20 protein-coding genes and 1 tRNA gene are annotated in these 23,415 nt (G+C 64.9%); 14 read left to right on the top strand and 7 right to left on the bottom strand.

The features are described from left to right. Nucleotides 1-3: 3 nt before the first annotated feature. Nucleotides 4-1,422 carry a hypothetical protein gene (locus Q8R73_RS16160; RefSeq protein ID WP_305720554.1) on the top strand — a complete coding sequence of 473 codons (1,419 nt, stop codon included), beginning with the start codon at nt 4-6 and terminating at the stop codon, nt 1,420-1,422. 287 nt (nt 1,423-1,709) lie between these two features. On the opposite strand, the gene Q8R73_RS16155 is transcribed toward Q8R73_RS16160, so the two are convergent. Next, nucleotides 1,710-1,785 (bottom strand) — tRNA-Ile (locus Q8R73_RS16155). A 147-nt stretch (nt 1,786-1,932) separates the two neighbouring features. On the opposite strand from Q8R73_RS16155, the gene Q8R73_RS16150 reads away from it, so the two are divergent. Beyond that, nucleotides 1,933-2,145 carry a DUF1328 family protein gene (locus Q8R73_RS16150; RefSeq protein WP_305720553.1) on the top strand — a complete coding sequence of 71 codons (213 nt, stop codon included), beginning with the start codon at nt 1,933-1,935 and terminating at the stop codon, nt 2,143-2,145. Between the two features lie 81 nt (nt 2,146-2,226). Here Q8R73_RS16150 and Q8R73_RS16145 read toward each other — a convergent pair whose 3' ends face one another. Further along, nucleotides 2,227-3,204, bottom strand: a complete 978-nt coding sequence (locus tag Q8R73_RS16145; protein WP_371126109.1) for a Bug family tripartite tricarboxylate transporter substrate binding protein — start codon at nt 3,202-3,204, stop codon at nt 2,227-2,229. Nucleotides 3,205-3,333: 129 nt separating this feature from the next. Here Q8R73_RS16145 and Q8R73_RS16140 point away from each other — a divergent pair, with 129 nt between their 5' ends. After that, nucleotides 3,334-4,299 carry a TAXI family TRAP transporter solute-binding subunit gene (locus Q8R73_RS16140; protein WP_305720551.1) on the top strand — a complete coding sequence of 322 codons (966 nt, stop codon included), beginning with the start codon at nt 3,334-3,336 and terminating at the stop codon, nt 4,297-4,299. 50 nt (nt 4,300-4,349) lie between these two features. Here Q8R73_RS16140 and Q8R73_RS16135 read toward each other — a convergent pair whose 3' ends face one another. Continuing rightward, entirely contained in the window at nt 4,350-5,234 is an 885-nt protein-coding gene (locus Q8R73_RS16135; RefSeq protein WP_305720550.1) for a helix-turn-helix transcriptional regulator, read from the bottom strand. A gap of 85 nt (nt 5,235-5,319) precedes the next feature. Here Q8R73_RS16135 and Q8R73_RS16130 point away from each other — a divergent pair, with 85 nt between their 5' ends. From Q8R73_RS16130 to Q8R73_RS16110, 5 genes are all read left to right on the top strand, one after another. Next, complete coding sequence (locus Q8R73_RS16130; RefSeq protein ID WP_305720549.1) at nt 5,320-6,012, top strand: ABC transporter permease; 693 nt, start codon at nt 5,320-5,322, stop codon at nt 6,010-6,012. Nucleotides 6,013-6,014: 2 nt separating this feature from the next. After that, entirely contained in the window at nt 6,015-6,737 is a 723-nt protein-coding gene (locus tag Q8R73_RS16125) for an energy-coupling factor ABC transporter ATP-binding protein (RefSeq protein ID WP_305720548.1), read from the top strand. Nucleotides 6,738-6,758: 21 nt separating this feature from the next. Then, nucleotides 6,759-7,595, top strand: a complete 837-nt coding sequence (locus Q8R73_RS16120) for a substrate-binding domain-containing protein (RefSeq protein WP_305720547.1) — start codon at nt 6,759-6,761, stop codon at nt 7,593-7,595. Between the two features lie 100 nt (nt 7,596-7,695). Then, on the top strand, nt 7,696-8,814 hold the full coding sequence (locus Q8R73_RS16115; protein ID WP_305720546.1) for a molybdopterin-binding protein: 1,119 nt from the start codon (nt 7,696-7,698) through the stop codon (nt 8,812-8,814). Between the two features lie 14 nt (nt 8,815-8,828). Further along, nucleotides 8,829-10,778: a molybdopterin biosynthesis protein gene (locus Q8R73_RS16110; RefSeq protein ID WP_305720545.1), complete on the top strand. Its 1,950-nt coding sequence runs from the start codon at nt 8,829-8,831 to the stop codon at nt 10,776-10,778. Between the two features lie 36 nt (nt 10,779-10,814). Here the strand turns inward: Q8R73_RS16110 and Q8R73_RS16105 are convergent, their stop codons facing one another. The 3 genes from Q8R73_RS16105 to Q8R73_RS16095 are packed head-to-tail and all read right to left on the bottom strand — an operon-like array spanning nt 10,815 to nt 13,077. Further along, nucleotides 10,815-11,552: an SDR family NAD(P)-dependent oxidoreductase gene (locus Q8R73_RS16105; protein WP_305720544.1), complete on the bottom strand. Its 738-nt coding sequence runs from the start codon at nt 11,550-11,552 to the stop codon at nt 10,815-10,817. A 24-nt stretch (nt 11,553-11,576) separates the two neighbouring features. Continuing rightward, entirely contained in the window at nt 11,577-12,197 is a 621-nt protein-coding gene (gene mobA, locus Q8R73_RS16100) for a molybdenum cofactor guanylyltransferase MobA (RefSeq protein ID WP_305720543.1), read from the bottom strand. Then, entirely contained in the window at nt 12,187-13,077 is an 891-nt protein-coding gene (locus tag Q8R73_RS16095; protein WP_305720542.1) for a formate dehydrogenase accessory sulfurtransferase FdhD, read from the bottom strand. The genes mobA and Q8R73_RS16095 overlap by 11 nt, the downstream gene beginning before the upstream one ends. Before the next feature lie 189 nt (nt 13,078-13,266). Between Q8R73_RS16095 and mobB the strand changes: the two genes are divergently transcribed. From mobB to fdhF, 6 genes are all read left to right on the top strand, one after another. Beyond that, nucleotides 13,267-13,794: a molybdopterin-guanine dinucleotide biosynthesis protein B gene (gene mobB, locus Q8R73_RS16090; RefSeq protein ID WP_305720541.1), complete on the top strand. Its 528-nt coding sequence runs from the start codon at nt 13,267-13,269 to the stop codon at nt 13,792-13,794. Nucleotides 13,795-13,802: 8 nt separating this feature from the next. Then, nucleotides 13,803-15,059: a gephyrin-like molybdotransferase Glp gene (glp, locus tag Q8R73_RS16085; protein ID WP_305720540.1), complete on the top strand. Its 1,257-nt coding sequence runs from the start codon at nt 13,803-13,805 to the stop codon at nt 15,057-15,059. Nucleotides 15,060-15,209: 150 nt separating this feature from the next. Next, nucleotides 15,210-15,461, top strand: coding sequence for a sulfurtransferase TusA family protein (locus Q8R73_RS16080; protein WP_305720539.1), 252 nt, complete (start codon nt 15,210-15,212; stop codon nt 15,459-15,461). Beyond that, the gene (locus Q8R73_RS16075; RefSeq protein WP_305720538.1) at nt 15,458-16,351 is read left to right on the top strand and encodes a LysR family transcriptional regulator; all 894 of its coding nucleotides are present in this window, start codon (nt 15,458-15,460) and stop codon (nt 16,349-16,351) included. The genes Q8R73_RS16080 and Q8R73_RS16075 overlap by 4 nt, the downstream gene beginning before the upstream one ends. 199 nt (nt 16,352-16,550) lie before the next feature. Then, on the top strand, nt 16,551-18,254 hold the full coding sequence (locus tag Q8R73_RS16070) for an NADH-ubiquinone oxidoreductase-F iron-sulfur binding region domain-containing protein (RefSeq protein WP_305720537.1): 1,704 nt from the start codon (nt 16,551-16,553) through the stop codon (nt 18,252-18,254). Continuing rightward, nucleotides 18,251-21,016, top strand: coding sequence for a formate dehydrogenase subunit alpha (fdhF, locus tag Q8R73_RS16065; protein WP_305720536.1), 2,766 nt, complete (start codon nt 18,251-18,253; stop codon nt 21,014-21,016). Before Q8R73_RS16070 ends, fdhF begins: the two co-directional genes overlap by 4 nt. Before the next feature lie 62 nt (nt 21,017-21,078). Here fdhF and Q8R73_RS16060 read toward each other — a convergent pair whose 3' ends face one another. Then, nucleotides 21,079-23,310 (bottom strand): trehalose-6-phosphate synthase, encoded by a 2,232-nt coding sequence (locus Q8R73_RS16060; RefSeq protein ID WP_305720535.1) that lies wholly within the window; start codon nt 23,308-23,310, stop codon nt 21,079-21,081. Nucleotides 23,311-23,415: the final 105 nt, after the last annotated feature.

Genomic DNA, 23,415 nt, shown 5'->3' with positions numbered 1-23,415 from the left:
AAGATGAGGAAGTTGAAATTCACGATCGTGGCCTTGGCGGTTCTGGCCTGGATACCTCCAGCATTGGCTGTCGTCGGAGAAACCACCGTCAAGGTCGCCGACGGTGCGGCTCCGATCCCGCAGGCCACGATCACGATTACATTCAAGGACAAGGCGGGCAAGCCACTCCGGACGGTCAAGCGTCCGGCGCTCCGCACCGGGCCGAAGGCGGGAACCCGAACGGTCAAGATTCCCGACAACACGACCACCGCCGATATTACCGTGACGACAGCAACCGGCAGGACGCAGACGCGTAACGGCCTCGACGTTGCGCTGCTTACCGGCAGGGAGATCGTCATCGATGTCCCGGGCGGCGCGCCGCTGCAAATTGCGGGGCCTGCGCCGCGCACGGGCCCTCCGGCCGAATCATTTCCGGCGGTGGTTTATCCGGGGGCCGGTGGATTGCCGGTTGCGTTCGGTAGTAGCTCGACGCAGATTCCGCAGGTCTCCGGCGGGACACGGTTCACCCCGACCGGCGGCGAGACTTCGATCGTCGATAGCCGGCGCCGCATTCCCGGCGTGAGCGCCGCGCTGGGCCTCGATATTCCGACGCCCAGGGATAGGGTCTTCTGGACCGGCGATTATTTCACCATCGCCGCCGGCTTCAACGGTTTCAATGACAGCGTCCGTGGCGACGTTCCGGTCGGCACGCCCTCTGCATTCACTTACATCTTCCCGAACCCGACAAGCAATTCGACTGGCCTCGGCCCCACCGCGACCGGTCAGAGCGTGACGCTCGCTACCAAGGGACAGATCTGGGATCTTGCGCTCGGTACCACGACCCGCGTTCCCGCGGGTCCGATCTTTGCCAGCCCGACCGGCTCGTTCTGGACTTACGGGTTCGGCGTGCGCTACCGCCACATGAATATCGAGCACAACATCACGCAGCAAAGCCTTACCTTCCCGGATCTCAACGTCGCGATTGACCTCGATCTGCAGTCGCATTTCATAGGGCCGAATTTCACAGTCGGCTTCGAAGCGATGCAGCCCTTGCCGTCCGGAGTGTTCGGAGGCGCTTCGGCCTTCGTCTCACCGGGCGCGTTGATTACGGATGCGAGCGCCCGGCAACAAAGCCGATGCGGGCCTTGCGGCGTCGCCAGCCCGGAATTCGACCTCGTCCTGCAGCGCAATTTCAGCGACACCACGTTTGCGGTGATGACCGGCGTCAACGGCTTCATCGGTTACCGGTTCAACCCGAATTTCAGGATTCAAGGCGAAGCCTCTTACCAGTATCTGAGCCACCTGAAGTCCCTCGCTGTGCCTACCTCGCCGGTGCGCCAGCCGATCGGGCTGACCTCGAATTCGTCCGATGTCTTCTCGGTCGGCGGAAGGGTGGTTTTTGACTTCCTTCCGCCCCAGGGTTTGATGCAAGCCGCGCGGTAGCCCGCAGCGCGCAAACGACTGCCGCAGTGCGTTTTCCGCTGATATCCGCTCATCGGCACTTTTCGGAACTGCGGATGTCACCACCGAATGTCCGATCATCGAACAGAAACAGACATCGGTGCGTGCTGACTTCCGCTGTCGGCAAGACCTGCAAGCGCACCGTCGCGCACGGCCCGCTTGTCGTAGGTGCCATTGAGATGACTTGGTTATTTGCGCCGAGATCGTTCCTGATCCTGTCGGAATTTCTGACGGCGTAAAAGTTCAATACCAATAAGTCGTTGATATGTTGGTGGGCCCGGCAGGACTCGAACCTGCAACCAGACCGTTATGAGCGGCCGGCTCTAACCATTGAGCTACAGGCCCCGCCGGGGTGCCGCTGCGGGCGGCACGCAACGGTGCCGCCACCCCTTAACCCGTGGCCGGCGATCCCGCAATGCCGTGTTCCCGGCCGGGAACTTATGCTTGCCGGCGTGCGTTAGCTGGCGAATCGATCACACGGAAGGGTGCGGAATGCTTCGCTGGGCCATCATCTGTCTCGTCATCTCGCTGATCGCGGGCGGCCTCGGGCTGACCAACATTTCGGCCTTCGCCAAGAAACTGTCGATCATCTTCTTCGCATTGTTCTTCCTCGGCTTCCTGGCACTGCTCGGGATTGCCTACCTCTTCACTGCGGCGGTCGCGCAGAGCGAGCTGGTGCCGGCGCTGGTGGCGGTCAGCGTTTAGCCAGTCGTTCCCAATCGTCATTGCCGGGCTTGACCCGGCAATCCATCGTGTTCGGAATGAGCGCTTCGTGCGAAGCCGGCCTCAATCCACCGACACCCCCGCGAACTCCACCACCTTGCGCCACTTCTCGGTCTCGTCGGCGACCAGTTTGCCGAACTCGGCCGGCGTCATCGGCTTCGGGATGCCGCCGACATCGGCCAGCCGCGCCACCAGCTTGGGATCCTTCAGCGCCACGCCGACCGCCTTGTTGAGGGTTTCGATGATCTCGGGCGGCATGCCCTTGGGTCCGGAGATGCCGTAGAATCCGACCGATTCAAATCCCGGCACGGTTTCGGCGACCGTCGGAATTTCGGGCACGGTGGGCCAGCGCTTCGGCGAGGTGACGCCGAGCCCGCGCAGGGTACCGCCGCGCACCTGTTCCAGCGCCGACGGCAGGTTGTCGAACAGCACCTGCACCTTGTTGGAGATCAGGTCCGGCATCGCCGCCGACGAGCCCCGATACGGCACGTGGGTCATCTCGACCTTGGTCAGCGCCTTGAACAGTTCGGCCGACATGTGCACCGAGGTGCCGTTGCCGGAGGAGGCATAGGAGACCTTGCCGGGATTGGCCTTGCAGTAATCGATGAACTCCTGGACGGTTTTGACCGGCAGCCCCATCGGCACCACCATCATGTTGGTCAGTTGCATGATGCTGGCGACCGGCGCGGTGTCGCGGATGAAGTCGAACGGCAGCTTCTTGTAGAGCGAGGTCGAGATCGCGTTGTTGGGCGCGACGAACAAGAGCGTGTAGCCGTCCGGAGCCGAATTGACCGCCGCAGCCGCCGCGATATTGCCGCCGGAGCCGGCACGGTTTTCGACCACGAATTGCTGGCCGAAATGCTCCGAAAGCCACTGCGCCATGATCCGCGCCACGGTATCGACCGGACCGCCGGCGGTGAAGCCGATCAGCCATTTGACCGGGCGGGTCGGGTAGTCGGCGGCGGTGGCGGGCGCGGCGCCGGCCGCAAGGCCCGCCAGGCAGATCAGACTGAAAATCATTGTGCGAAAAAATCGGAGCATCTCTTTCCCTGTCATTTCTTGTTGTTGCCGTCGATAAGCATGCTTCCATAAAATGGCGCGCTTGCCTACAACTCGAGTTGCTCGATGATTGGTCACTTCGACGCTTGAAACGTTGCCGGAGGCCGAAACATGAAACTCGCCCGGATCGTCTGCGTCGGCATTTTGCTGTTTTCGGGCGGTGCTGCGGCGCAGGATGGAGGCAAGGCCATTTCAAAAACCGTGATCAGCCTCGGGACGGCCACGCCGGGCGGCGGCTTTCCGGTCTATGGCAACGCCTTTGCCGAGATCATGAACGGCGCCGATGCGACGCTGTCGATCGAGCCGCGCAACACCAAAGGCAGCAGCGAGAACATTCCGCTGCTGGAATCCGGCGGGCTCGACATCGCGCTGGTCGCGGGCGAGCCGGCCTATCAAGCCTTCATGGGCATCGGGCGGCCGGCCATCCGCCTGAAGATCCTCACCGCGATGTATTCCTCGCCCGGCATGTTCGTGGTGCGCGCCGACAGTCCCTACCGGACCATCCGCGATCTCGTCGGCAAGCCGGTGGCGTTCGGCGCCAGGGGATCGGGTCTGCCGATCCTGTCGCGCTACATGCTCGACGGCATCGGCTTGAAGCAGGACGAGGATTTCCAGTCGATCTACCTCGACCGCGCCGGCGACGGCCCGGCCATGGTGCTGGACGGCCGCGCCGCGGCGCTGTGGGGCGCCGGCGTCGGCTGGCCTGGATTCAAGACCATGGCCGAAAGCCCCGGCGGCGCCCGATTCATCGCCCCGGACGCCAGCGAGATCGCGCTCATCCGGGCCAAGCACACCTTTCTGAAACCGCTGACGGTGCCGGCCAACAGCTATCCGAACCAGCCCGCGCCGATCGCCTCGGTCGGCTCCTGGAGCTTTGTGCTGACCCGCGAAAACCTGCCGGACGATGTCGCCTACCGGCTGGCCAAGTCGCTGCACGGTGCCGAGGCCGCGCTGTGCAGGAAACTGCCGCAGGCCTGCGAAACCACGGCGGTCAATACAATGGCCGCGGCGATCAGGCCGGAACTGATCCATCCCGGGGTGATGAAGTATTTCAGGGAGATCGGGCTGGCGAAGTAAGGAGCCGAATAGCGAGCAGCAAGCGGGCTGCTCGCATTCGCTTGGGTCGCTCATGCCGCGAAGCGGATTTGACCTGCCGGCGTGGCGTCATAGCCGGTGAGTTCGGCGGCGCGCTGCTTCAGCCGTTTCCCGCCGAGGAATCCGATCAGTGCCTGCACCTGCGGGCGGAAATAGCTGCGCTGCCGCATCAACAGATCGAAATTCTCCCAGAGCAGCGGGACGAAATCGAGCCCCGCCGATGTGGCCGCGGCGCGGGTTGCGATGCCGCAGTCGGCCCTGCCGGCGCGGATCGCCGCCGCCAGATCGGGGCCGGTGAGGCATGGCGGCTCGAGCCGGCGCAGATCCTTCGGGCCGGCGCCGGCGCCATTCAGCAGCATGTCGAGCAGCATCTGTGCTCCGGCACCGGGCTGCCGCACCGCCATCTGCGCGCCCGAGGCCAGCACATCCGCCAGGCTGAGCAACTGTTTGGGATTTTCCGGCGCAACCAGCAGCCCCTGTTCGCGCTGCACCATTCCGACCAGCACGGCGTCATGCAGGCCCGGCATCGCGCGCAACGCCGCGATATTGCCGTCCGCCGCAGCGACATCCCTGCTGTGGAAATGCACCGCGGCGGCGATCACCTCGCCGCGCTGCAGCCGCTCGACGCCGCGCGCGGTTCCTTCGGTCAGCGACGCCAGGCCTGAACCGGACTCGCGCAAGGTCCATTCCAGCAGGTCGTCCTGGCTGCCCCCGACAATCGGCGGCGGATCCGCCGCGATCATGCCCGCCGGGCGCGAAAGTCCCGAGAGCACCCACAGATCGAGTTCCTGGCGCGGGAACAGCCACTTGCCGGTGACCTTGCTGCAGGGAATCTCGCCGGAGGTCACGAGCTCATAGAGCTTGCGCTCTCCGAGCCGGACATAGTCGGCTGCTTCGCTGGTGGTCAGAAAATCCATCCTGCATTGATATGCATATTCCTGTTCTTGTTCAACCATTTGACACAGGCGGAAATTGTGCTGAACAACGTGCACGGAGGAAGCGATGTCCGACCAGTTCAGCGCGTGGCAATTGATCCTGAACGGCGACGCCGCGCTGTTTGCGATCGTGCGGCTGTCGCTCGCCGTCAGCCTGTCCGCGGTGGCGCTGGCCGCCATGATCGGCATGCCCCTGGGCGCGCTGATCGCGTTGACCCGCTTTCCCGGACGCTCCGTTCTGGTGGTGCTGCTCAACGCCATGATGGGGCTGCCGCCGGTGGTGGTCGGACTTGCGGTCTACCTGCTGCTGTCGCGATCCGGGCCGCTGGGATCGATGGGCATCCTGTTCACGCCGACCGCGATGATCATCGCCCAGACCATCCTGATCGTGCCGATCATCGCCGCACTGACGCGCCAGACCATCGAGGATCTGTGGGCCGAGTATCGCGATGAACTGACCGCGATGGACGTCAGCCGGACCGGGCGCATGGCGACCTTGCTGTGGGATGCGCGTTTCAGCCTGCTGACGGCGTTGCTGGCCGGGTTCGGTCGGGCCGCCGCCGAAGTCGGCGCCGTCATGATCGTCGGCGGCAATATCGACGGCTTCACCCGCACCATGACCACGGCGGTGGCGCTGGAGACCTCCAAGGGCAATCTGCCGCTGGCGATGGGACTGGGACTGGTGCTGGTCGCGATTGTGCTGGCGATCAACGCCGCGGCCTGGGGAACGCGCATCTGGTCCGAACGGCAGGCGGGCTGACGATGCGCGCAACCGTCAGCGATCTCCCCCTGGTTCTCGACGGCGTCTCGCTGCAGGTGGGGGCCACCACCATCCTCGCTGGCTTGAGTCTTTCCATCACGCCGGGCGCACCGACGCTGATCGTCGGGCCGAACGGATCGGGCAAGACCAGTTTGCTGCGCCTGATGATGGGGCTCGCGGCGCCCACGGCCGGGCGGGTCAGTTGGGGAGGCCGGACCGGGAGCAAGCCGGTGCGGCGCGCCATCCTGTTTCAGCGCCCGGTGATGCTGCGCCGAACCGCCGCCGCCAATGTCGCCTATGCGCTGTCGCAGGCCGGCACGCCGCGCAACGAGCGTGCGGGGCGCGCCGCGGCGTTGCTGGAACGCGTCGGGTTGTCCGACCTGGGGCAGCGTCCGGCGCGAAAACTCTCGGGCGGCGAGCAGCAGCGGCTGGCGCTGGCCCGCGCGCTGGCGCGCGATCCGGAAATCCTGCTGCTCGACGAGCCCACCGCCAGCCTCGATCCGGCCGCGACCCGCGGCGTCGAGGAGATCGTGCTGATGGCAGCGCAATCCGGCATCAAGATCGTGATGGCCTCGCATGATCTCGGCCAGGTCCGGCGGCTCGCGGGCGAGGTGATGTTCATGGTACGCGGCAGCTTGCGCGAGCGCGCCGCCGCCGCCGATTTTCTCGACCGTCCATCGACCCCGGAAGCCACCGCGTTCTTGCGCGGCGATCTCGTGATCTGATTTCGACAACAGGAGCACACCATGGCATCTCGCTTTGCGTCATTTGCATCAGCCCTCGTGTTCGGCGTCCTCGCCGGTCTCGTATCGGCCGGCGCGCAGGATCGTTCCATCGTGGTGGCGTCCACCACCTCGACGCAGGATTCCGGGCTGTTCGGTTATCTGTTGCCGCTGTTCAAGGCCAAGGCCAACATCGACGTCAAAGTGATCGCGCAGGGTACCGGCCAGGCGCTCGACACCGCCCGGCGGGGCGATGCCGATGTGGTGTTCGTTCACGCAAAATCGCAGGAGGAGAAATTCGTCGCCGACGGATTTGGCGTCAAGCGATTCGACGTGATGTACAACGACTTCGTGCTGATCGGGCCGAAGAGCGATCCCGCCGGAATCAAGGGTACCAAGGACATCGTGGCGGGGCTGAAGGCGATCCAGGCCAAGGCCGCGCCGTTCGTCTCGCGCGGCGACAAGTCCGGCACCCATTCGGCCGAATTGGCGTTGTGGAAAGTGGCCGGCGTCGATATCGCCGCGACCAAAGGTCCCTGGTACCGCGAGATCGGACAGGGCATGGGCCCCGCGCTCAACACGGCCGGCGCCATGAACGGCTATGTGCTGGCCGACCGCGGCACCTGGATCTCGTTCAAGAACCGCGGCGACCTCGCGATCGCGGTCGAGGGCGACAGGCGGCTGTTCAATCAATACGGCCTCATCCTGGTGAACCCGGAAAAGTTTCCGAGCGTGAAGAAGGAATTCGGCCAGGCCTTCATCGACTGGCTGATCTCCACGGACGGCCAGGCCGCGATCGCCGCCTACCAGATCGACGGCCAGCAGCTGTTTTTCCCCAACGCGGAGAAGAAGGGGAGCTGACGAGTCGCACGCGGAACCCATCTCAAACGTCGCCCCGGCGAACGCCGGGACGACGTGAGATGGTTGCCAAGGCGACGATCTCTAGTCCACCATCGCCGACATGATCTCACCCCAGCGTCTGCCTGCTTCACTCACCCCGCTCGACGTCGCGCTTGCCGCCTTGACACGCGACCTCGCGCCGGTCGCGCCCACAGAGCTTCAGCTGACCGACGCTCTCGGCTGCATCGCGGCCCAGATGCCGCCGCTCAAGCCACATCCCCCGCATGACGTTGCCGCCGCCGATGGCTGGGCGCTGCGCGCCAACGACCTCGTCGGTGCGTCGTCCTATTCGCCGCTGCCGCTGGCGACATCGCCGGTCTGGGTCGAAGCCGGCGACCGTATGCCGGAGGCATGCGATTGTGTGCTCGATTCCGGTTCGGTCGATCAGTCAGGTCCGCTGGTTCAGGTATTGGCTGATTCGATACCCGGGCAGGGCGTTCGCCGGGCGGGGGGCGATATCGCCGGCGGAACCGCGGTCGCCGAGGCCGGGCGGCGCGTGCTGGCGCGCGAACTCCTGATCGCGCGGGCGGCGGGACTGCAGAAATTGAGCGTGCGCCGGCCGCGTGTGCGCGTCGTCAATGTTCCCGGGCCAGGCGAGTCGGTGACGGCGCATTTGATCGCCGAGGGCGCCCGCAAGGCGGGGACCGACGTCACCTGCGTCGTGGCCGCTTCCCGCGACACAGCCTCCATTGCGAAGGCGCTCGACACCGGCGGATGCGACCTGCTGCTGACGGTCGGCGGCAGCGGTGTCGGCCGCAGCGATGCGACCGTGACGGCGCTGGCGGAGCGTGGCGAACTGATCGCGCATGGCATCGCGTTGCAGCCCGGCCGTACCACCGCGGTCGGCCGAATCGACAAAACGCCGGTCATTGCGCTGCAGGGGGCGCCCGACCAGGCGTTCGCGGCGTGGTGGACGCTGGCGCTGCCGGTGCTCGACCTTCTGGCGGGTCGCCTTCCGCGCAAGTCGCTCAGGCTCCCGCTGCACCGCAAGATCGCCTCCGGCGTCGGCATCGCCGAAGTCGTGCTATTGCGGCGCGAGCACGGCGCCTGGGTGACGCTGGCGGTCGGTGAACTCTCGCTCGATGCCATTGCCCGTGCCGAGGCGTGGCTCGTGGTATCAGGCGGTGCAGAAGGCTTCGCTGCGGGCGCGCCGGTCGATGGCTATATGTTGCGGGAATGATAAAGAGTTGCCGCATGACCAATCCATTGCTGCCCCAAAGCCGCAAAGACGTGGAGCAGGACCAGTTCCTGACCATCCTGTCGCGCGAGGAGGCGCTGGCGCGTTTCGAAGCTGCACTGTTCCCGCGCCCTGTTCCCGCTGAACAGCGATCGCTGGCCGATGCACTCGGCTGCGCTCTGTCGCAGGACATCGTGGCGCCGATCGACGTGCCGCCGTTCGACCGTTCCAATGTCGACGGGTTTGCCGTGCGCTCCGCCGATCTCACTTCCGCCGGCGAAGCGACGCCGGTGCGGCTGATGCTCAACGACGAGGTGATCGCCTGCGGCGTCGCCCCGACTCGGCCGGTGCTGTCGGGCACCGCGACCTCGATTGCAACCGGCGGCCCGGTGCCGCGCGGCGCCGATGCCATCGTCATGGTCGAGCACACCCAGCCCGCGGGGGCGCGCGCGGTCGAGGTTCGCCGCGCCGCCTCGCCGGGGCAGTTCGTGTCCTATGCCGGCTCCGACATCGCGCGCGGCGAGAATCTGTTGCGCGCCGGCACCGTGATCGGCTCGCGCGAGATCGGCATGCTGGCCGCCTGCGGCATCGCGCAGGTGTCGGTAGCGCGCCGGCCGCGCGTCGCCGTCATCTCCACCGGCGACGAACTGGTGCAGCCGGGACAAAAGCTGCGGCCTGCCGCGATCTACGACACCAATGGCGCCATCGTCACCGCGGCCGTCAGCGAGAACGGCGGCGAAGCGCTTTTTCTCGGCGCCATCGCCGATGACGAGGCAAAGCTCGAAGCCGCGATGCGCGAAGCACTTGAAACCAGCGACATGCTGGTATTGTCCGGCGGCACCTCGAAAGGCGCCGGCGACGTCTCCCATCGCATCATCGCCCGACTCGGACAACCCGGCATCATCGCCCATGGCGTCGCGCTGAAGCCGGGAAAACCGCTGTGCCTTGCGGTCTGCGATGGCAAGCCGGTGGTGATCCTGCCGGGATTTCCGACCTCGGCTATGTTCACCTTCCACGACATGATCGTTCCGGTGCTGCGCCGGATGGCGGGCCTGCCGCCGCGCTCCGATGCCAAAGTGTTTGCAAATGTCCCGGTGCGGATCGCCTCGGAACTCGGCCGCACCGAATTCGTCATGGTGTCGCTGGTCGAAGGCGACAGCGGCCTGATCGCCTATCCCTCGGGCAAGGGAAGCGGGGCGATCACCTCGTTCGCGCAGGCCGACGGATTTTTGAAGATCGATGCGCTGGCCGACCAGATGCCCGCCGGCACCGCCGCCGAGGTGACGCTGTTCACGCCACATGTGCGGGTACCGGATCTCGTCATCATCGGCAGCCACTGCACCGGGCTCGATCTCGTCACCGCGCCGCTGGCGCGCGCGGGTGTCGTCGTGCGTTCGATCGCGGTCGGCAGCCTTGGCGGATTGGCGGCGGCCAAGCGCGGCGAATGCGATTTTGCGCCGATTCATCTGTTCGATGAACAGACCGAGAGCTACAACACGCCTTTCCTGTCGGATGGTCTCGAACTGGTGCCGGGCTGGCGGCGGATGCAGGGCATCGTGTTCCGGTCAGGTGATGCGCATTTCGAAGGCCTGAGCGCGCAGGACGCGGTGCGCGCCGCACTCGCCGACCCCGCCTGCATCATGGTCAACCGCAACCAGGGCGCCGGCACCCGCATCCTGATCGACCGGCTGCTCGGCGATATCAGGCCCGATGGTTACTGGAACCAGCCGCGCTCGCACAACGCCGTCGCCGCCGCTGTGGCGCAGGGCCGCGCCGACTGGGGCATGACCATCGCGCCCGTCGCCCATGCCGTGGGGCTCGGCTTTATTCCCTTTGCTGAAGAGCATTACGATTTTGCGCTGGTGACAGCGCGCAAGCAAAGGCCTGCGGTGCAGTCGTTCCTTTCGGCGCTGGCATCGGAGGAAGGGCATGCGGCGCTGACGGGGGCGGGGTTTCGGCCAGCGTGACGGGTTTTCCCGAATTCGGCTCGCGCTCGCAAGGGCTCAATTAAACGCCATGCCGCCATTGAGCATGATCGTCTGCCCGGTCATGTAGTCATTCCCGAGCACCATCAGCACCGCCTGCGCCACTTCGTCCGCCCGGCCCAGTCGTCCCAGCGGGATTCGGGCCGCCAGTTCCGGCCGGCCGCGCATCATGTCGGTTTCGATCAGCGACGGCGCTACCGCGTTGACGGTGATGCCTTCCTTCACCAGCCGCGCCGCATAGCTGCGCGTCAATCCCTCCATGCCGGCCTTCGATGCATTGTAGTGCATGCCGATCGCACCGGCGCCGCGCGCGGCGCCCGAGGAAATGTTGACGATGCGGCCCCATTGCTTTGCCCGCATCGCCGGCAGCACCGCTTGTGTACAAAGAAAAGCCGATTTCAGGTTGACTGCAATGGTGGTATCGAACTCGGCCTCGGTCAGTTCATCGATGCCGCGCACGATCGCGATGCCGGCATTGTTGACGAGAATGTCGATCGGGCCCAGCGCGAAAGCGACGTGATCGACCATTTCGGTAACGGCCGCGGCCTGTGAGACGTCTGCGGCCACCGCGATGGCGCGGCCGCCCCTGCTCTTGATGTCGGCCACCACCGCGTCGGCTTTCGCCGATCGCTCCAGGTAATTGACGGCGACGGCGGCGCCGGCCTCGGCCAGCGCCATCGCAATCGCGGCACCGATGCCGCGCGAACCGCCCGTCACAAGGGCTACGTGGCCGTTCAGGTTGGGCGTGATGGTCATGATCGAATTCCCTCCGCTTAAAAATCAACCTCCATCCAGCACCGCCAGCCGCTCGGCCTCGGCGATGTCGTCCATGGTGTTGGCGTTGAAGAAGGGATCGAGTTCATCTACCGGCCATTCCACCGTCGCGAGTCGGTAGCGCGCGGTCCAGCGATCGATCTTGCGGATGTCTTCCACAACCAGCGCGTGGCGAAGCTCTTCGCGCAGGGCCACGCTCCACAGTCCGATCACCGGATGCGACTGGCCGTCGGAAGCGGCCACCGCGAGTTGCGCGTCTTCCGCGATCCGCGCCGCATGCAGGCGCGCGACCAGGTCGCGCGGCAGGAACGGACAATCCGCCGCGGCACTCAGCATCCAGGCTACGTCAGGGCGGTTCGCCGCCGCCCAGTCGAGCGCCGCCAGGATACCGGCGAGCGGCCCGGGAAAATCGGCGACGCCGTCGGGAATGACCGGCAAACCAAAACTGGCGAAACGTGCCGGATCGCCGTTGGCGTTGAGGATCAGCCCGTCGCATTGCGGTTTCAGGCGCGCGATCACGCGATCGAGGATGGTGCGGCCGCCGATCTGGCGCATCGGCTTGTCGCCGCCGCCCATCCGCCGCGCGAGACCGCCGGCGAGCAGCACGCCCGGAATCTTATTCGTCACTTTCACCGCCCTTGCGCTTGTGCCGCGCGGATTCCTCCGCGACGAAAGCGAGATTTTGGTCGTAGACGATACGGTCCTGGCCTGCCAGCGCAATGAAGCGCTTGCCCTTCGCGCGCCCGACCAGCGTCAGCCCGACCTGCCGTGCGAGATCGACGCCCCAGGCCGTGAAGCCGGAACGCGACACCAGAATGGGAATTCCCATCCGCACCGTCTTGATCACCATTTCGGAGGTCAGCCGTCCGGTGGTGTAGAGGATCTTGTCGGCGGGATCGACGCCGTGACGGAACATCCATCCCGCGATCTTGTCGACGGCGTTGTGGCGGCCGACATCCTCGGTGTAGCAGACCGGTTCGCCCTCTCTGCACAACACGCAGCCATGGATCGCGCCGGCCTCCAGATAGAGCGAGGGCATGGTATTGATGGCATGCGTCATCCGGTAGAGCCAGGAAGTGCGCAACTCCGCCTCCGGAAGGGCCACGCTTTCCACGGCCTCCAGCAAATCGCCGAACGCGGTGCCCTGGGCGCAGCCCGAGGTCTGCGTGCGTTTCTTCAGCTTCGCTTCGAAATTGGTGTGATGCTCGGTGCGCACCACGACCACCTGGAGGTCGTCGTCATATTCGACCTCGGTGACCACGTCGTCGTATTTCAGCATGTTCTGGTTGAGCAGATAGCCGAGCGCCAGATATTCCGGATAATCGCCGATCGTCATCATGGTGACGATCTCCTGTGCGTTCAGGTACAGCGTCAGCGGCCGTTCCACCGGCACGTTGATCTCGACCACAGCCCCGGTCTGGTCGGTCCCGGCGACGCGTTCGGTCAGCCTGGGGTCGCCGGGATTCGGGACAATCAGGGGGACGGGGGCTTTGTCGATCTTCATCATGGGCGGCAGGCTAGCATGACATTTCAGATTGGCCGATATAAAGCATCTGACAGCAGAGGCGAAATAGGTCTAACCACGTCATTGCGAGCGCAGCGAAGCAATCCATCGTGCCGCACAAAGAAGGAATGGATTGCTTCGTCGCAAGTGCTCCTCGCAATGACCGGGTTCCGGGCCGCAGCGGAGAATATGATGAAGGTGATTGGCCTCGCCGGGTGGAGCGGCGCTGGCAAGACCACGCTCCTGAGCCGGGTTATCCCCCATTTGCTCGACGAGGGCCTGCGCGTTTCCGTGATAAAACACGCCCATCATGCGTTCGATGTCGATGTTCCCGGCAAGGATTCCTGGCGGCACCGCGAGGCCGGTGCCGCCGAAGTGCTGGTATCCTCCGGCAAGCGATGGGCCCTGATGCACGAACTGCGCGGGGCTTCCGAGCCGCTTCTGCCGGAATTGCTGGCCAAGATGTCGCGGGTCGATCTGGTGGTGGTCGAGGGCTTCAAGTCCGAGCCGCATCGCAAGATCGAGGTGCATCGGCTGGCCAATGGCAAGCCGATGCTGTTCCCGGACGATCCCGCCATATCGGGCATCGCCTCCGACACGGAGTTGAACACCGAGCTGCCGGTGGTCCATCTCGATGACATCCCCGCGATCGCCGCTATGATGCGGAAATTCGCGGTCTCCGTCGAGGACGTGCTGGCCGCAAGCGCGATCGAAAGCTAGGAAGCAGGATGGCGCAACTGTCCGACGATTGCTTTGCCTTTGGCGGGCCGATGATGTCGGTCGATGAGGCCGTTGGCATCATCGCCGCGCGCGTGAGCGCGGTGCCTGAGGTCAATGCCATTTCGCTCGGTGAAGCCGATGGGCGCATTCTCGCCCGCGATGTCAGGGCGCCGCTGCCGCTGCCGCCGTTTACCAATTCCGCCGTCGATGGCTATGCCGTGCGCGGCGACGATCTTCCGCATGGCAAGGAGCAGCCGTTCCGGATCGCCGGCCGCGTTCAGGCCGGCGCGCCGGCCGACGAAGCGATCCAGCCGGGTCAGGCGGTTCGGATTTTTACCGGCGCGCCGATGCCCGAAGGCGCCGATACCGTGTTCATGCAGGAAGATGTCCGCATCGATGATTCCGGCAGGGTGGTGCTCCCGGCCGGCTTGAAGCCCGGCGCCAATGTGCGTCCCGCCGGCGAGGACATCGCCCTGGGCCATGCCGCGCTCAAGAAGGGAAGCCGGCTGCGGCCGCAGGACGTGGCGCTTGCCGCCGCCTTTGGCCTCACCCATCTCGATGTCCGGCGACGCCTTCGCGTTGCGGTGTTCTCCACCGGCAACGAACTGGTTTCGCCGGGCAGTCCGCGCGCGGCTTCACAGCTGTTCGATTCCAACCGCTTCATGCTGACGGCGATGCTGGCGCGGCTCGGCTGCGATGTCAGCGATCTCGGCATCATCAGGGACGATCGCGCCGCGCTGACGGATGGCCTGAAGAAGGTCGCCGATGCCCACGATCTGATCCTGACCACCGGCGGCGTCTCCACCGGCGAAGAGGATCACGTCAAGGCCAGCGTCGAAAGCGCTGGATCACTGGTGCTGTGGCGGATGGCGATCAAGCCCGGCCGCCCCGTCGCGATGGGCATCATCGGCGGCACGCCGCTGATCGGACTGCCGGGCAATCCGGTGGCGAGTTTTGTCACCTTCGTGCATGTGGTGCGGCCGACCGTGCTGGCGCTGATGGGCGCCGCGCAGCAGCCATTGCTGCCGATGCCGGTCCGGTCCGCCTTCGCCTACAGGAAGAAAATCGGCCGCCGCGAATATGTCCGGGTGAACTTGCGCCAGGGCGACGGCGACGTGCTCGAGGTGATAAAGTTCCCGCGCGAGGGCGCGGGATTGCTGTCGTCGCTGGTCGATACCGATGGCCTGGTCGAACTCGGCGAGGAAGTGACGCAGGTCGAGCCGGGACAGACGGTCGGGTTTCTGTCCTATGCGAGCCTGCTGTAGGGTGGGCAAAGGCGCTCTTTGCGCCGTGCCCAGCACGTCGCAGCGTCGTCGTGGACACGACGACGCGTCGCGCATTCGCGCGCCATCGGCTTTGCCCACCTTGCGGACTACGGCGTTGACGATGCGGTCCCGCTTCGCCATGTTCGCGGGATGAGCCAGACCATACTCGATCTCACCGGCCTGAAATGTCCGTTGCCGGCGCTGAAGACGCGCAAGGCGCTGAAGTCGGTGAAACCCGGCGACGTCCTGGAAGTTCACTGCACCGATCCGCTGTCGGTGATCGACATCCCGAACCTGATCCGGGAGACCGGCGACAAGGTCGAGATATCGGAGCGAAACGAGCAGCGGATCGTGTTCCTGATCGAGAAGGCACGATTGGATACGCCGGGACCTTTGTCTTGATCGACAAACTCGAACTGCTGCTGGCGCTGGCCAGGGAACGGCACTTCGGCCGCGCCGCGGAAGCCTGCGGCGTCACCCAGCCGACGATGTCGACCAGCCTGAAGCAGCTCGAGGAAATCCTGGGGGTGATGCTGGTGCAGCGTGGCTCGCGCTTCGTCGGCTTCACGCCCGAGGGAGAGCGCACGCTGGACTGGGCGCGCCGCATCGTCGGCGACGTGCGCGGCATGCGCGAGGAAATCAATGCGCTCAAGGCCGGACTGTCGGGCGAAATCCGGATTGCGGCGATACCGACAGTGCTGGGCATGGTGGCGTCGCTGACCACGCCGTTCAGGGCCCGTCACCCCCATGTGCGCTTTCGCATCGTGTCCTGCACGTCGATCGAGGTGCTGGGACTGCTGGAGAATCTCGAGGTCGATGCCGGCCTGACCTATCTCGACAACGAGCCGCTCGGCAAGGTGCGTTCCGTTCCGCTCTATGACGAGAGCTATCGCCTGATCACCGCCCCGGACAGTCAATTCGGGGACCGCGATCAGGTGACCTGGAAGGAGGTGGGAGAGGTGCCGCTCTGCCTGCTCACGCCCGACATGCAGAACCGTCGCATCATCGACCGCGCGTTGCTGGAGGCAGGGACCGAAGCGAAACCCTCCCTGACGTCGAATTCGATCATTGTGCTCTACACCCATGTGAAGACCGGACGCTGGGCCAGCGTGATGCCGGCCAGGCTCGCCGACACCCTCGGACTGTCGGATGCCGTCAGGGCAATCCCGATTGTCGATCCCAAAGTGACCTACAGGATCGGACTTGTGGTTCCGTTGCGCGATCCGATGACGCCGATGGTCGCGGCCTTGGTCCAGACTGCCCGTGAAGTCGCGCCGACGCTCGCCGACTGAGCCGCGCGCCCCGTTCAATTTCGAATCCGTATCGATCGATTGCGATCCTTGATCGATACGCATTCCCTATCGCTGCACGGGACAGCTTTATTGATCTTTGGAATAATTCTCGCTCTCATCGCCGTGCAGATTTCTTCTTGGCATGTGGTATGCCACCAACTAAAGTTGCAATAACAGAGCTGCAAGAGCGGGATTGATAATGAGCCACGACGTCCAGACAGTCCGCTCGTTCGATCATCCCGGCGCGGGCCGCAAGCGGGCCAAGTCTACTCCCAAGGGCCGTCAGATCGATCCCCGGGCCGCGGAAGAGATCGCGCTTCTGCTGGGAGACCGGCCGCGGCGGCGCGATCTGCTGATCGAGCATCTGCACCTGATCCAGGATAACTATCGGCAGATTTCCGCGGCCCACCTCGCCGCGCTCGCCGACGAGATGAAGCTGGCCTTCGCCGAAGTGTTCGAGACCGCGACCTTCTATGCGCATTTCGACGTGGTGAAGGAGGGCGAGCCTGACATCGCTCCGCTGACCATCCGGGTCTGCGATTCCCTGACTTGCGCCATGCTGGGCGCGGAAGAACTGCTAAACGGGTTGCAGACCTCGGCAGGCCCGGGCATTCGCGTGGTGCGCGCGCCCTGCGTCGGCCGTTGCGACGCCGCGCCGGTGGCCGAGGTCGGCCATCACTTCGTCGATCGCGCCACGGTGGCGGACGTGCTGGCAGCGGCGAAGGCCGGCGACACCCACGCGCATCTGCCCGACTATGTCGGCTACGATGCTTACGTCGCCGGCGGCGGCTACAGGCTGCTCAATCGGCTGCGCTCCGGCGAATTGAAAAAAGAAGATCTGTTGAAATCGCTCGACGACGCATCCTTGCGCGGGCTCGGCGGCGCGGGATTTCCGACGGGACGAAAGTGGCGCGCCGTACTCGGCGAGCCCGGTCCGCGGCTGATGGCGATCAACGGCGACGAGGGCGAACCCGGCACCTTCAAGGATCGCATCTATCTGGAAACCGATCCGCATCGCTTCATCGAGGGCATGCTGATCGGCGCCCATGTCGTGGAAGCGGCTGACGTCTATATCTACCTTCGCGACGAATATCCGGCGAGCCGCGAAATTCTCGCCCGCGAAATCGCAAGGCTGCCGCCGGGCGGGCCGGTGCTGCACCTGCGCCGCGGCGCCGGCGCTTATATCTGCGGCGAGGAATCCTCGCTGCTGGAGAGCATCGAGGGCAAGCGCGGCCTGCCCAGGCACAAGCCGCCATATCCATTCCAGGTCGGGCTTTTCGGCCTGCCGACGCTGATCAACAATATCGAGACGTTGTGGTGGGTTCGCGACGTCATTGAGCAGGGCGCGGACTGGTGGAAGAGCCATGGCCGCAACGACCGCCACGGCCTGCGCAGCTATTCGGTGTCGGGGCGCGTGAAAAATCCCGGCATGAAGCTGGCGCCGGCCGGCGTCACGGTGCGCGAGCTGATCGACGAATTCTGCGGCGGCATGGCCGACGGACATCGATTCCACGCCTATCTGCCGGGCGGCGCCTCCGGCGGTATTCTGCCGGCGTCGATGGACGATATCCCGCTCGATTTCGGCACGCTGGAAAAATACGGCTGCTTCATCGGTTCCGCCGCGGTCATCATCCTGTCGGAGCAGGACAGCGTGAAGGGCGCGGCACTCAACTTGATGCGTTTCTTCGAGGACGAGAGCTGCGGTCAGTGCACGCCCTGCCGGGTCGGCACCCAGAAGGCGGCGCTGCTGATGCAGAATCCGGTGTGGAACCGGGCATTGCTCGACGAATTGAGCCAGGCGATGCGCGATGCCTCGATCTGCGGCCTTGGCCAGGCGGCCTCGAATCCGCTGACCACGGTAATGAAATATTTCCCCGACGAGTTCAAGGAAGCGGCGGAATGACGAAGATCCAGTTTGAACTCGATGGCCGGCAGGTCGAGGCGGTCAACGGCGAGACCATCTGGCAGGTCGCCAAGCGCCAGGGCCGCGAGATTCCGCATCTGTGCCATTCGCCCGAGCCGGACTACCGGCCCGACGGCAATTGCCGCGCCTGCATGGTCGAGATCGAGGGCGAACGGGTGCTGGCGGCGTCCTGCAAGCGCACGCCCAGCGTCGGCATGAAGGTGAAATCGGAAAGCGCGCGCGCGGTCGCGGCGCAGAAGATGGTGATGGAATTGCTGGTCGCCGACCAGCCGGCGCGCGCCACCTCGCACGATCCCGATTCGAAATTCTGGCGCTGGGCCGAAAAGATCGAGGTGACCGAAAGCCGCTTTCCGGCGGCCGAGCGATGGCATGGCGACAGCAGCCATCCCGCGATGAGCGTCAACCTGGATGCCTGCATCCAGTGCGGCCTGTGCGTGCGCGCCTGCCGCGAGGTCCAGGTCAACGACGTGATCGGAATGGCCTATCGCAGCCACGAATCCAAGATCGTGTTCGACTTCGACGATCCGATGGGGGATTCGACCTGCGTCGCCTGCGGCGAATGCGTGCAGGCCTGTCCGACCGGCGCGCTGATGCCGTCCGTCATGCTCGACGAGAACCAGACCCGCACGGTCTATGCCGACCGCAAGGTGGACTCGCTGTGCCCGTTCTGCGGCGTCGGCTGCCAGGTCACCTACGAGGTCAAGGATGAGAAGATCATCTATGCCGCGGGCCGCGACGGCCCGGCCAATCACAACCGGCTCTGCGTCAAGGGCCGTTTCGGTTTCGACTACATTCATCATCCGCATCGTCTGACAAAGCCGCTGGTGCGGTTGCCCAACGTGAAGAAGGACGCCAACGACCAGGTCGACCCCGCCAATCCCTTCACGCATTTCCGCGAAGCCTCCTGGGAGGAGGCGCTGGACATCGCCGCGCAAGGCCTCGTCAGGATCCGCGACGGCAAGGGCGCCAAGGCGCTGGCCGGCTTCGGCTCGGCGAAAGGGTCGAACGAGGAAGCCTATCTGTTCCAGAAGCTGGTGCGCACCGGCTTCGGCTCCAACAATGTCGATCACTGCACCCGGCTGTGCCACGCCTCGTCGGTGGCCGCACTGATGGAAGGTCTCAACTCCGGCGCGGTGTCGGCGCCGTTCGCCGCTGCCATGGATGCCGAGGTCATCATCGTGATCGGCGCCAATCCGACCGTGAATCACCCGGTCGCGGCCACCTTCATCAAGAACGCCGCAAAGAAGGGCGCCAGGCTGATCGTGATGGATCCGCGGCGGCAGACGCTGTCGCGCCACGCCCACATGCATCTGCAGTTCAAGCCGGGCGCCGACGTTGCGATGCTCAATGCGATGCTCCACACCATCATCACCGAGGGGCTGACCGACCAGCAATACATCGCCGGCTATACCGAGGGTTTCGACGACCTCGAGGAACGCATCAAGGATTTTCCGCCGGAGAAAATGGAGCCGATCTGCGGGATTCCGGCCGAGACCTTGAAGGAAGTTGCGCGAATGTATGCGCGCTCGCGCGCCTCGCTGATCTTCTGGGGCATGGGTATCAGCCAGCATATCCATGGCACCGACAATGCGCGCTGCCTGATCGCGCTGGCGCTGGTCACCGGCCAGATCGGGCGTCCCGGCACCGGGCTGCATCCGCTGCGCGGCCAGAACAACGTGCAGGGCGCTTCCGACGCCGGCCTGATCCCGATGTTCCTGCCGGACTACCAGCCGGTCGGGCGCACCGACCTGCGCCAGCCGTTCGAAAAACTCTGGGATCAGGAGCTCGATCCGGTGCGCGGCCTTACCGTGGTCGAAATCATGAACGCGATCCATGCCGGCGAGATAGCGGGCATGTATATCGAGGGCGAGAACCCCGCGATGTCGGATCCCGATCTGCATCATGCGCGCGGGGCGCTGGCAAAACTCGAGCACCTGGTGGTGCAGGATCTGTTCGTCACCGAGACCGCGTTCCATGCCGACGTGATCCTGCCGGCCTCGGCCTTCGCGGAGAAATCCGGCACCTTCACCAATACCGACCGCCGCGTGCAGCTGGCGCGCGAGGTGATCAGGCCGCCGGGCGACGCGCGGCAGGATCTGTGGATCATCCAGGAAATTGCCAAGCGGATGGGCCTCGACTGGCGCTATGACGGGCCGGCCGATGTTTTCACCGAAATGACGCAGGTGATGCCGTCGCTGAAGAACATCACCTGGGAGCGGCTGGTGCGCGAGGGCGCGGTGACCTATCCGGTCGACGATCCGCATCTGCCCGGCAACGAGATCATCTTCACCACGGGATTCCCGACCGCCAGCGGCCGCGGCAAGATCGTGCCGGCGCATGTGATCGCGCCCGACGAAGTGCCCGACGCCGAATATCCGATGGTGCTCTCGACCGGGCGTGTGCTCGAACACTGGCACACCGGCTCGATGACGCGGCGCTCCCAGGTGCTCGACCAGATCGAGCCGGAAGCGGTCGCCTTCATGTCGCCCAAGGACATGCGGCGGCTGAAGGTCTGGCCCGGCGACAGAGTGCGTCTGGAGACCCGCCGCGGCGCCGTCGAGATCAAGGTGCGCTCCGATCGCGATGTGCCGGAGAACATGGTGTTCATGCCGTTCTGCTACGCGGAGGCCGCGGCCAATCTGCTGACCAACCCGGCGCTCGATCCGTTCGGCAAGATCCCCGAATTCAAGTTCTGCGCCGTGCGCGCCGAACGCGCCGAGGTTCAGGTCGCGGCGGAGTAGGCCGCGAAATCAAGGGCGTCACTTGCGCTCCTGAAGGGCTCTTGTTCTTTTGACGGCGTTTCCTAGCGAACCTGGTTAGCCTCGCTGATATCGAGTATCCGCAGGCGCTGCCGGCTCGCTTTCGCGTCGATCAGCATTCGCCCGGCCCAGCGGTAGACGTTCCATTCGCGGACCTGCTGGCGCATCAGCCGCATGCGTTCCTGTTGCTCGTGGCCGGGCATTCGAAGTGCGGTGTCCAGCGCCGCCGACATCTCGTGGGTGTTGTACGGATTGACGATCAGCGCCTCGGACAATTCGCGCGAGGCTCCGGTGAAACTGGACAGCACCAGAACTCCCTTCTCGTCGTCGCGCGCCGCTACGAATTCCTTGGCGACCAGGTTCATGCCGTCGTGCAGGCTGCTGACGATGCAGACGTCGGCCGCCCTGAACAGCCTGAAAACATCGGCGGCCTCGTGATGCCGGATCAGCAGAACGACCGGTTGCCATGAATCGTCGCCGTGCCGCGCATTGATGTCCCCGGCCAGCGCCACGGCCTCGCTCTGCAATGTACTGTAGCTCGCAAGCTTGCTCCGGGTCGGGGCCGCCACCTGGAGAAACGTGAATCGGCGTTTCCAGGCGGGATCGCGCGTCAGCAGGTCGTCCACCGCCTTCATGCGATCGAGAATCCCCTTGGTGTAGTCGAAGCGCTCGATCCCGACCGCAAGCTTGACGTCCGCCGCGAGCCCGAGCGATTCGCGCACCTGGGAGCGGCACAGGTCTATCGAGGGCTGGCCGGCGAGCGCCTTCGGCGGCCATTCGATTGAAATCGGGTAGGCCCTCACCATCGTCTCATGGCCGCCCGAGGTGACCGTTGCATGCTCCCGATCGATGCGGCTTTCGACGAAGCGGTCGACCGTCTCGAAGAAATTGTTGCAATGGAACTGGGTGTGAAATCCCAGGATCGTGCTGCCCAGCAGCCCGTCGATGATGCGCTCCTTCCAGGGGCAGATGCTGAATGTCTCCGCGTTGGGCCACGGGATATGCCAGAACGTGATGATCGTGGCCCGCGGCAGACGCTGCCGGATCATCCGGGGCGCTAGGGCGAAATGGTAGTCCTGGACCAGAACGATCGGATCCGGGGTCCGGGCCTCCTGGACCACGGCCTCGGCGAATCGCTGGTTGATTGCCTCATACTGCCGCCAGTCGGCTTCGCGAAACTGCGGCCGCACGAACGCAATGTGGCACAACGGCCAGAGGCCTTCATTGGCAAAACCGTAGTAGTAGCCGTCCTGCTCCTCATCCGAAATCCAGATTCGCCGCAACGTGTAGGAAGGCGCGTCTGGCGGGACACGGATCTTGTCGTCATGGTCGACCGTCTCCCGGTCGGCATTGCCGCTGCCATGCGCGATCCAGGTGCCGCCGCAGGCCCGAATCACCGGCTCGAGCGCCGACACCAGGCCGCTGGCCGGTGTCTGCAGCGAAATCTCGCCGTTCTCCCGATTGTGGATATAGGGCTCGCGGTTGGAAATGACGAGCACCTCGACATCGGGCAATGTCTTGCGCAACAGTTCCTGCAGCGCGGCTGGCGACCAGTCGATCTGTCTTGACGTGATGGTTTCACGACCGATCTCGATTTCTCCCAGCAGCTTCTTGATCTGATGATCGATCGCGGATCGGTCGCGCGCCTGCGGCGACAAGACGGCGCCGGATCGAACCTCCTCGACGGCGCGGCGCAATGACGTCATCCAGCCGCGCAGCATCACGACGACGAACACCGCGGCGACGCCGGCGATGGCGATGGCTATTCCGGCCAGGGCAGCGACCACAAAGCCATGGGCTTCGCCCGAACGGGTATCGATGAAGCTGAGATCGTGGAGGACGAGCAGATAGGCCTTCTGATTGCGCTCCACGATCGGGAAGGTGCCGACGAGGATACGCCGTCCGTCGTTGAAGATGGTGGAGAAGCTCTCGGCTTCCGATCGCGCAACCTTGTCGCAGGAGAATGTCGCCGGCATCAGCTTGGTGGGATTGATCAGTCGGCCCGATTCGTCGCAAAGGGCGACCGCCAGAATCCTGTCATCCAGGGCGACATTTTCGAAAATGGCCGCCAGCCGGGACGTATCGCCGTCCGCGATCGCCCGCACCATCGAGTTTTGAATGGCCTTGTAAACGAGGCGCGAACGGGCCTCCACATCGCTGCGCGACCACTGTTCAACCAGCCGTGTCGAAAATGGGGCAATTGCGAGCGCAAGCACGGCGATCACCGCGAATCCCAAACCGATATACTTGACGGGCCTGGCTATTCGATAAAGCATTGCAAGCCCCCCCCCGGGCGAGGCACGAGGCCCCGAAGCCAAATTGTTACTGCGCCGCACCCCATGAAAAGCGCAGTACCATCACTGTCAAGCCGTTAGTCGGCA

The organism is Bradyrhizobium sp., assembly GCF_030697065.1.
Classification (GTDB): Bacteria; Pseudomonadota; Alphaproteobacteria; order Rhizobiales; family Xanthobacteraceae; genus Bradyrhizobium.
Note: the sequence above shows the minus strand (reverse complement) of the source record. Positions and strands in the feature narration are given on the sequence as shown.

Bases quoted from the DNA above. Each gene is read 5' to 3' on its own strand.
- Q8R73_RS16160 (WP_305720554.1), top strand. From the start codon at position 4: ATGAGGAAGTTGAAATTCACGATCGTGGCCTTGGCGGTTCTGGCCTGG.
- Q8R73_RS16150 (WP_305720553.1), top strand. From the start codon at position 1,933: ATGCTTCGCTGGGCCATCATCTGTCTCGTCATCTCGCTGATCGCGGGC.
- Q8R73_RS16145 (WP_371126109.1), bottom strand. From the start codon at position 3,204: ATGCTCCGATTTTTTCGCACAATGATTTTCAGTCTGATCTGCCTGGCG.
- Q8R73_RS16140 (WP_305720551.1), top strand. From the start codon at position 3,334: ATGAAACTCGCCCGGATCGTCTGCGTCGGCATTTTGCTGTTTTCGGGC.
- Q8R73_RS16135 (WP_305720550.1), bottom strand. From the start codon at position 5,234: ATGGATTTTCTGACCACCAGCGAAGCAGCCGACTATGTCCGGCTCGGA.
- Q8R73_RS16130 (WP_305720549.1), top strand. From the start codon at position 5,320: ATGTCCGACCAGTTCAGCGCGTGGCAATTGATCCTGAACGGCGACGCC.
- Q8R73_RS16125 (WP_305720548.1), top strand. From the start codon at position 6,015: ATGCGCGCAACCGTCAGCGATCTCCCCCTGGTTCTCGACGGCGTCTCG.
- Q8R73_RS16120 (WP_305720547.1), top strand. From the start codon at position 6,759: ATGGCATCTCGCTTTGCGTCATTTGCATCAGCCCTCGTGTTCGGCGTC.
- Q8R73_RS16115 (WP_305720546.1), top strand. From the start codon at position 7,696: ATGATCTCACCCCAGCGTCTGCCTGCTTCACTCACCCCGCTCGACGTC.
- Q8R73_RS16110 (WP_305720545.1), top strand. From the start codon at position 8,829: ATGACCAATCCATTGCTGCCCCAAAGCCGCAAAGACGTGGAGCAGGAC.
- Q8R73_RS16105 (WP_305720544.1), bottom strand. From the start codon at position 11,552: ATGACCATCACGCCCAACCTGAACGGCCACGTAGCCCTTGTGACGGGC.
- Q8R73_RS16095 (WP_305720542.1), bottom strand. From the start codon at position 13,077: ATGATGAAGATCGACAAAGCCCCCGTCCCCCTGATTGTCCCGAATCCC.
- mobB (WP_305720541.1), top strand. From the start codon at position 13,267: ATGAAGGTGATTGGCCTCGCCGGGTGGAGCGGCGCTGGCAAGACCACG.
- glp (WP_305720540.1), top strand. From the start codon at position 13,803: ATGGCGCAACTGTCCGACGATTGCTTTGCCTTTGGCGGGCCGATGATG.
- Q8R73_RS16080 (WP_305720539.1), top strand. From the start codon at position 15,210: ATGAGCCAGACCATACTCGATCTCACCGGCCTGAAATGTCCGTTGCCG.
- Q8R73_RS16070 (WP_305720537.1), top strand. From the start codon at position 16,551: ATGAGCCACGACGTCCAGACAGTCCGCTCGTTCGATCATCCCGGCGCG.
- fdhF (WP_305720536.1), top strand. From the start codon at position 18,251: ATGACGAAGATCCAGTTTGAACTCGATGGCCGGCAGGTCGAGGCGGTC.
- Q8R73_RS16060 (WP_305720535.1), bottom strand. From the start codon at position 23,310: ATGCTTTATCGAATAGCCAGGCCCGTCAAGTATATCGGTTTGGGATTC.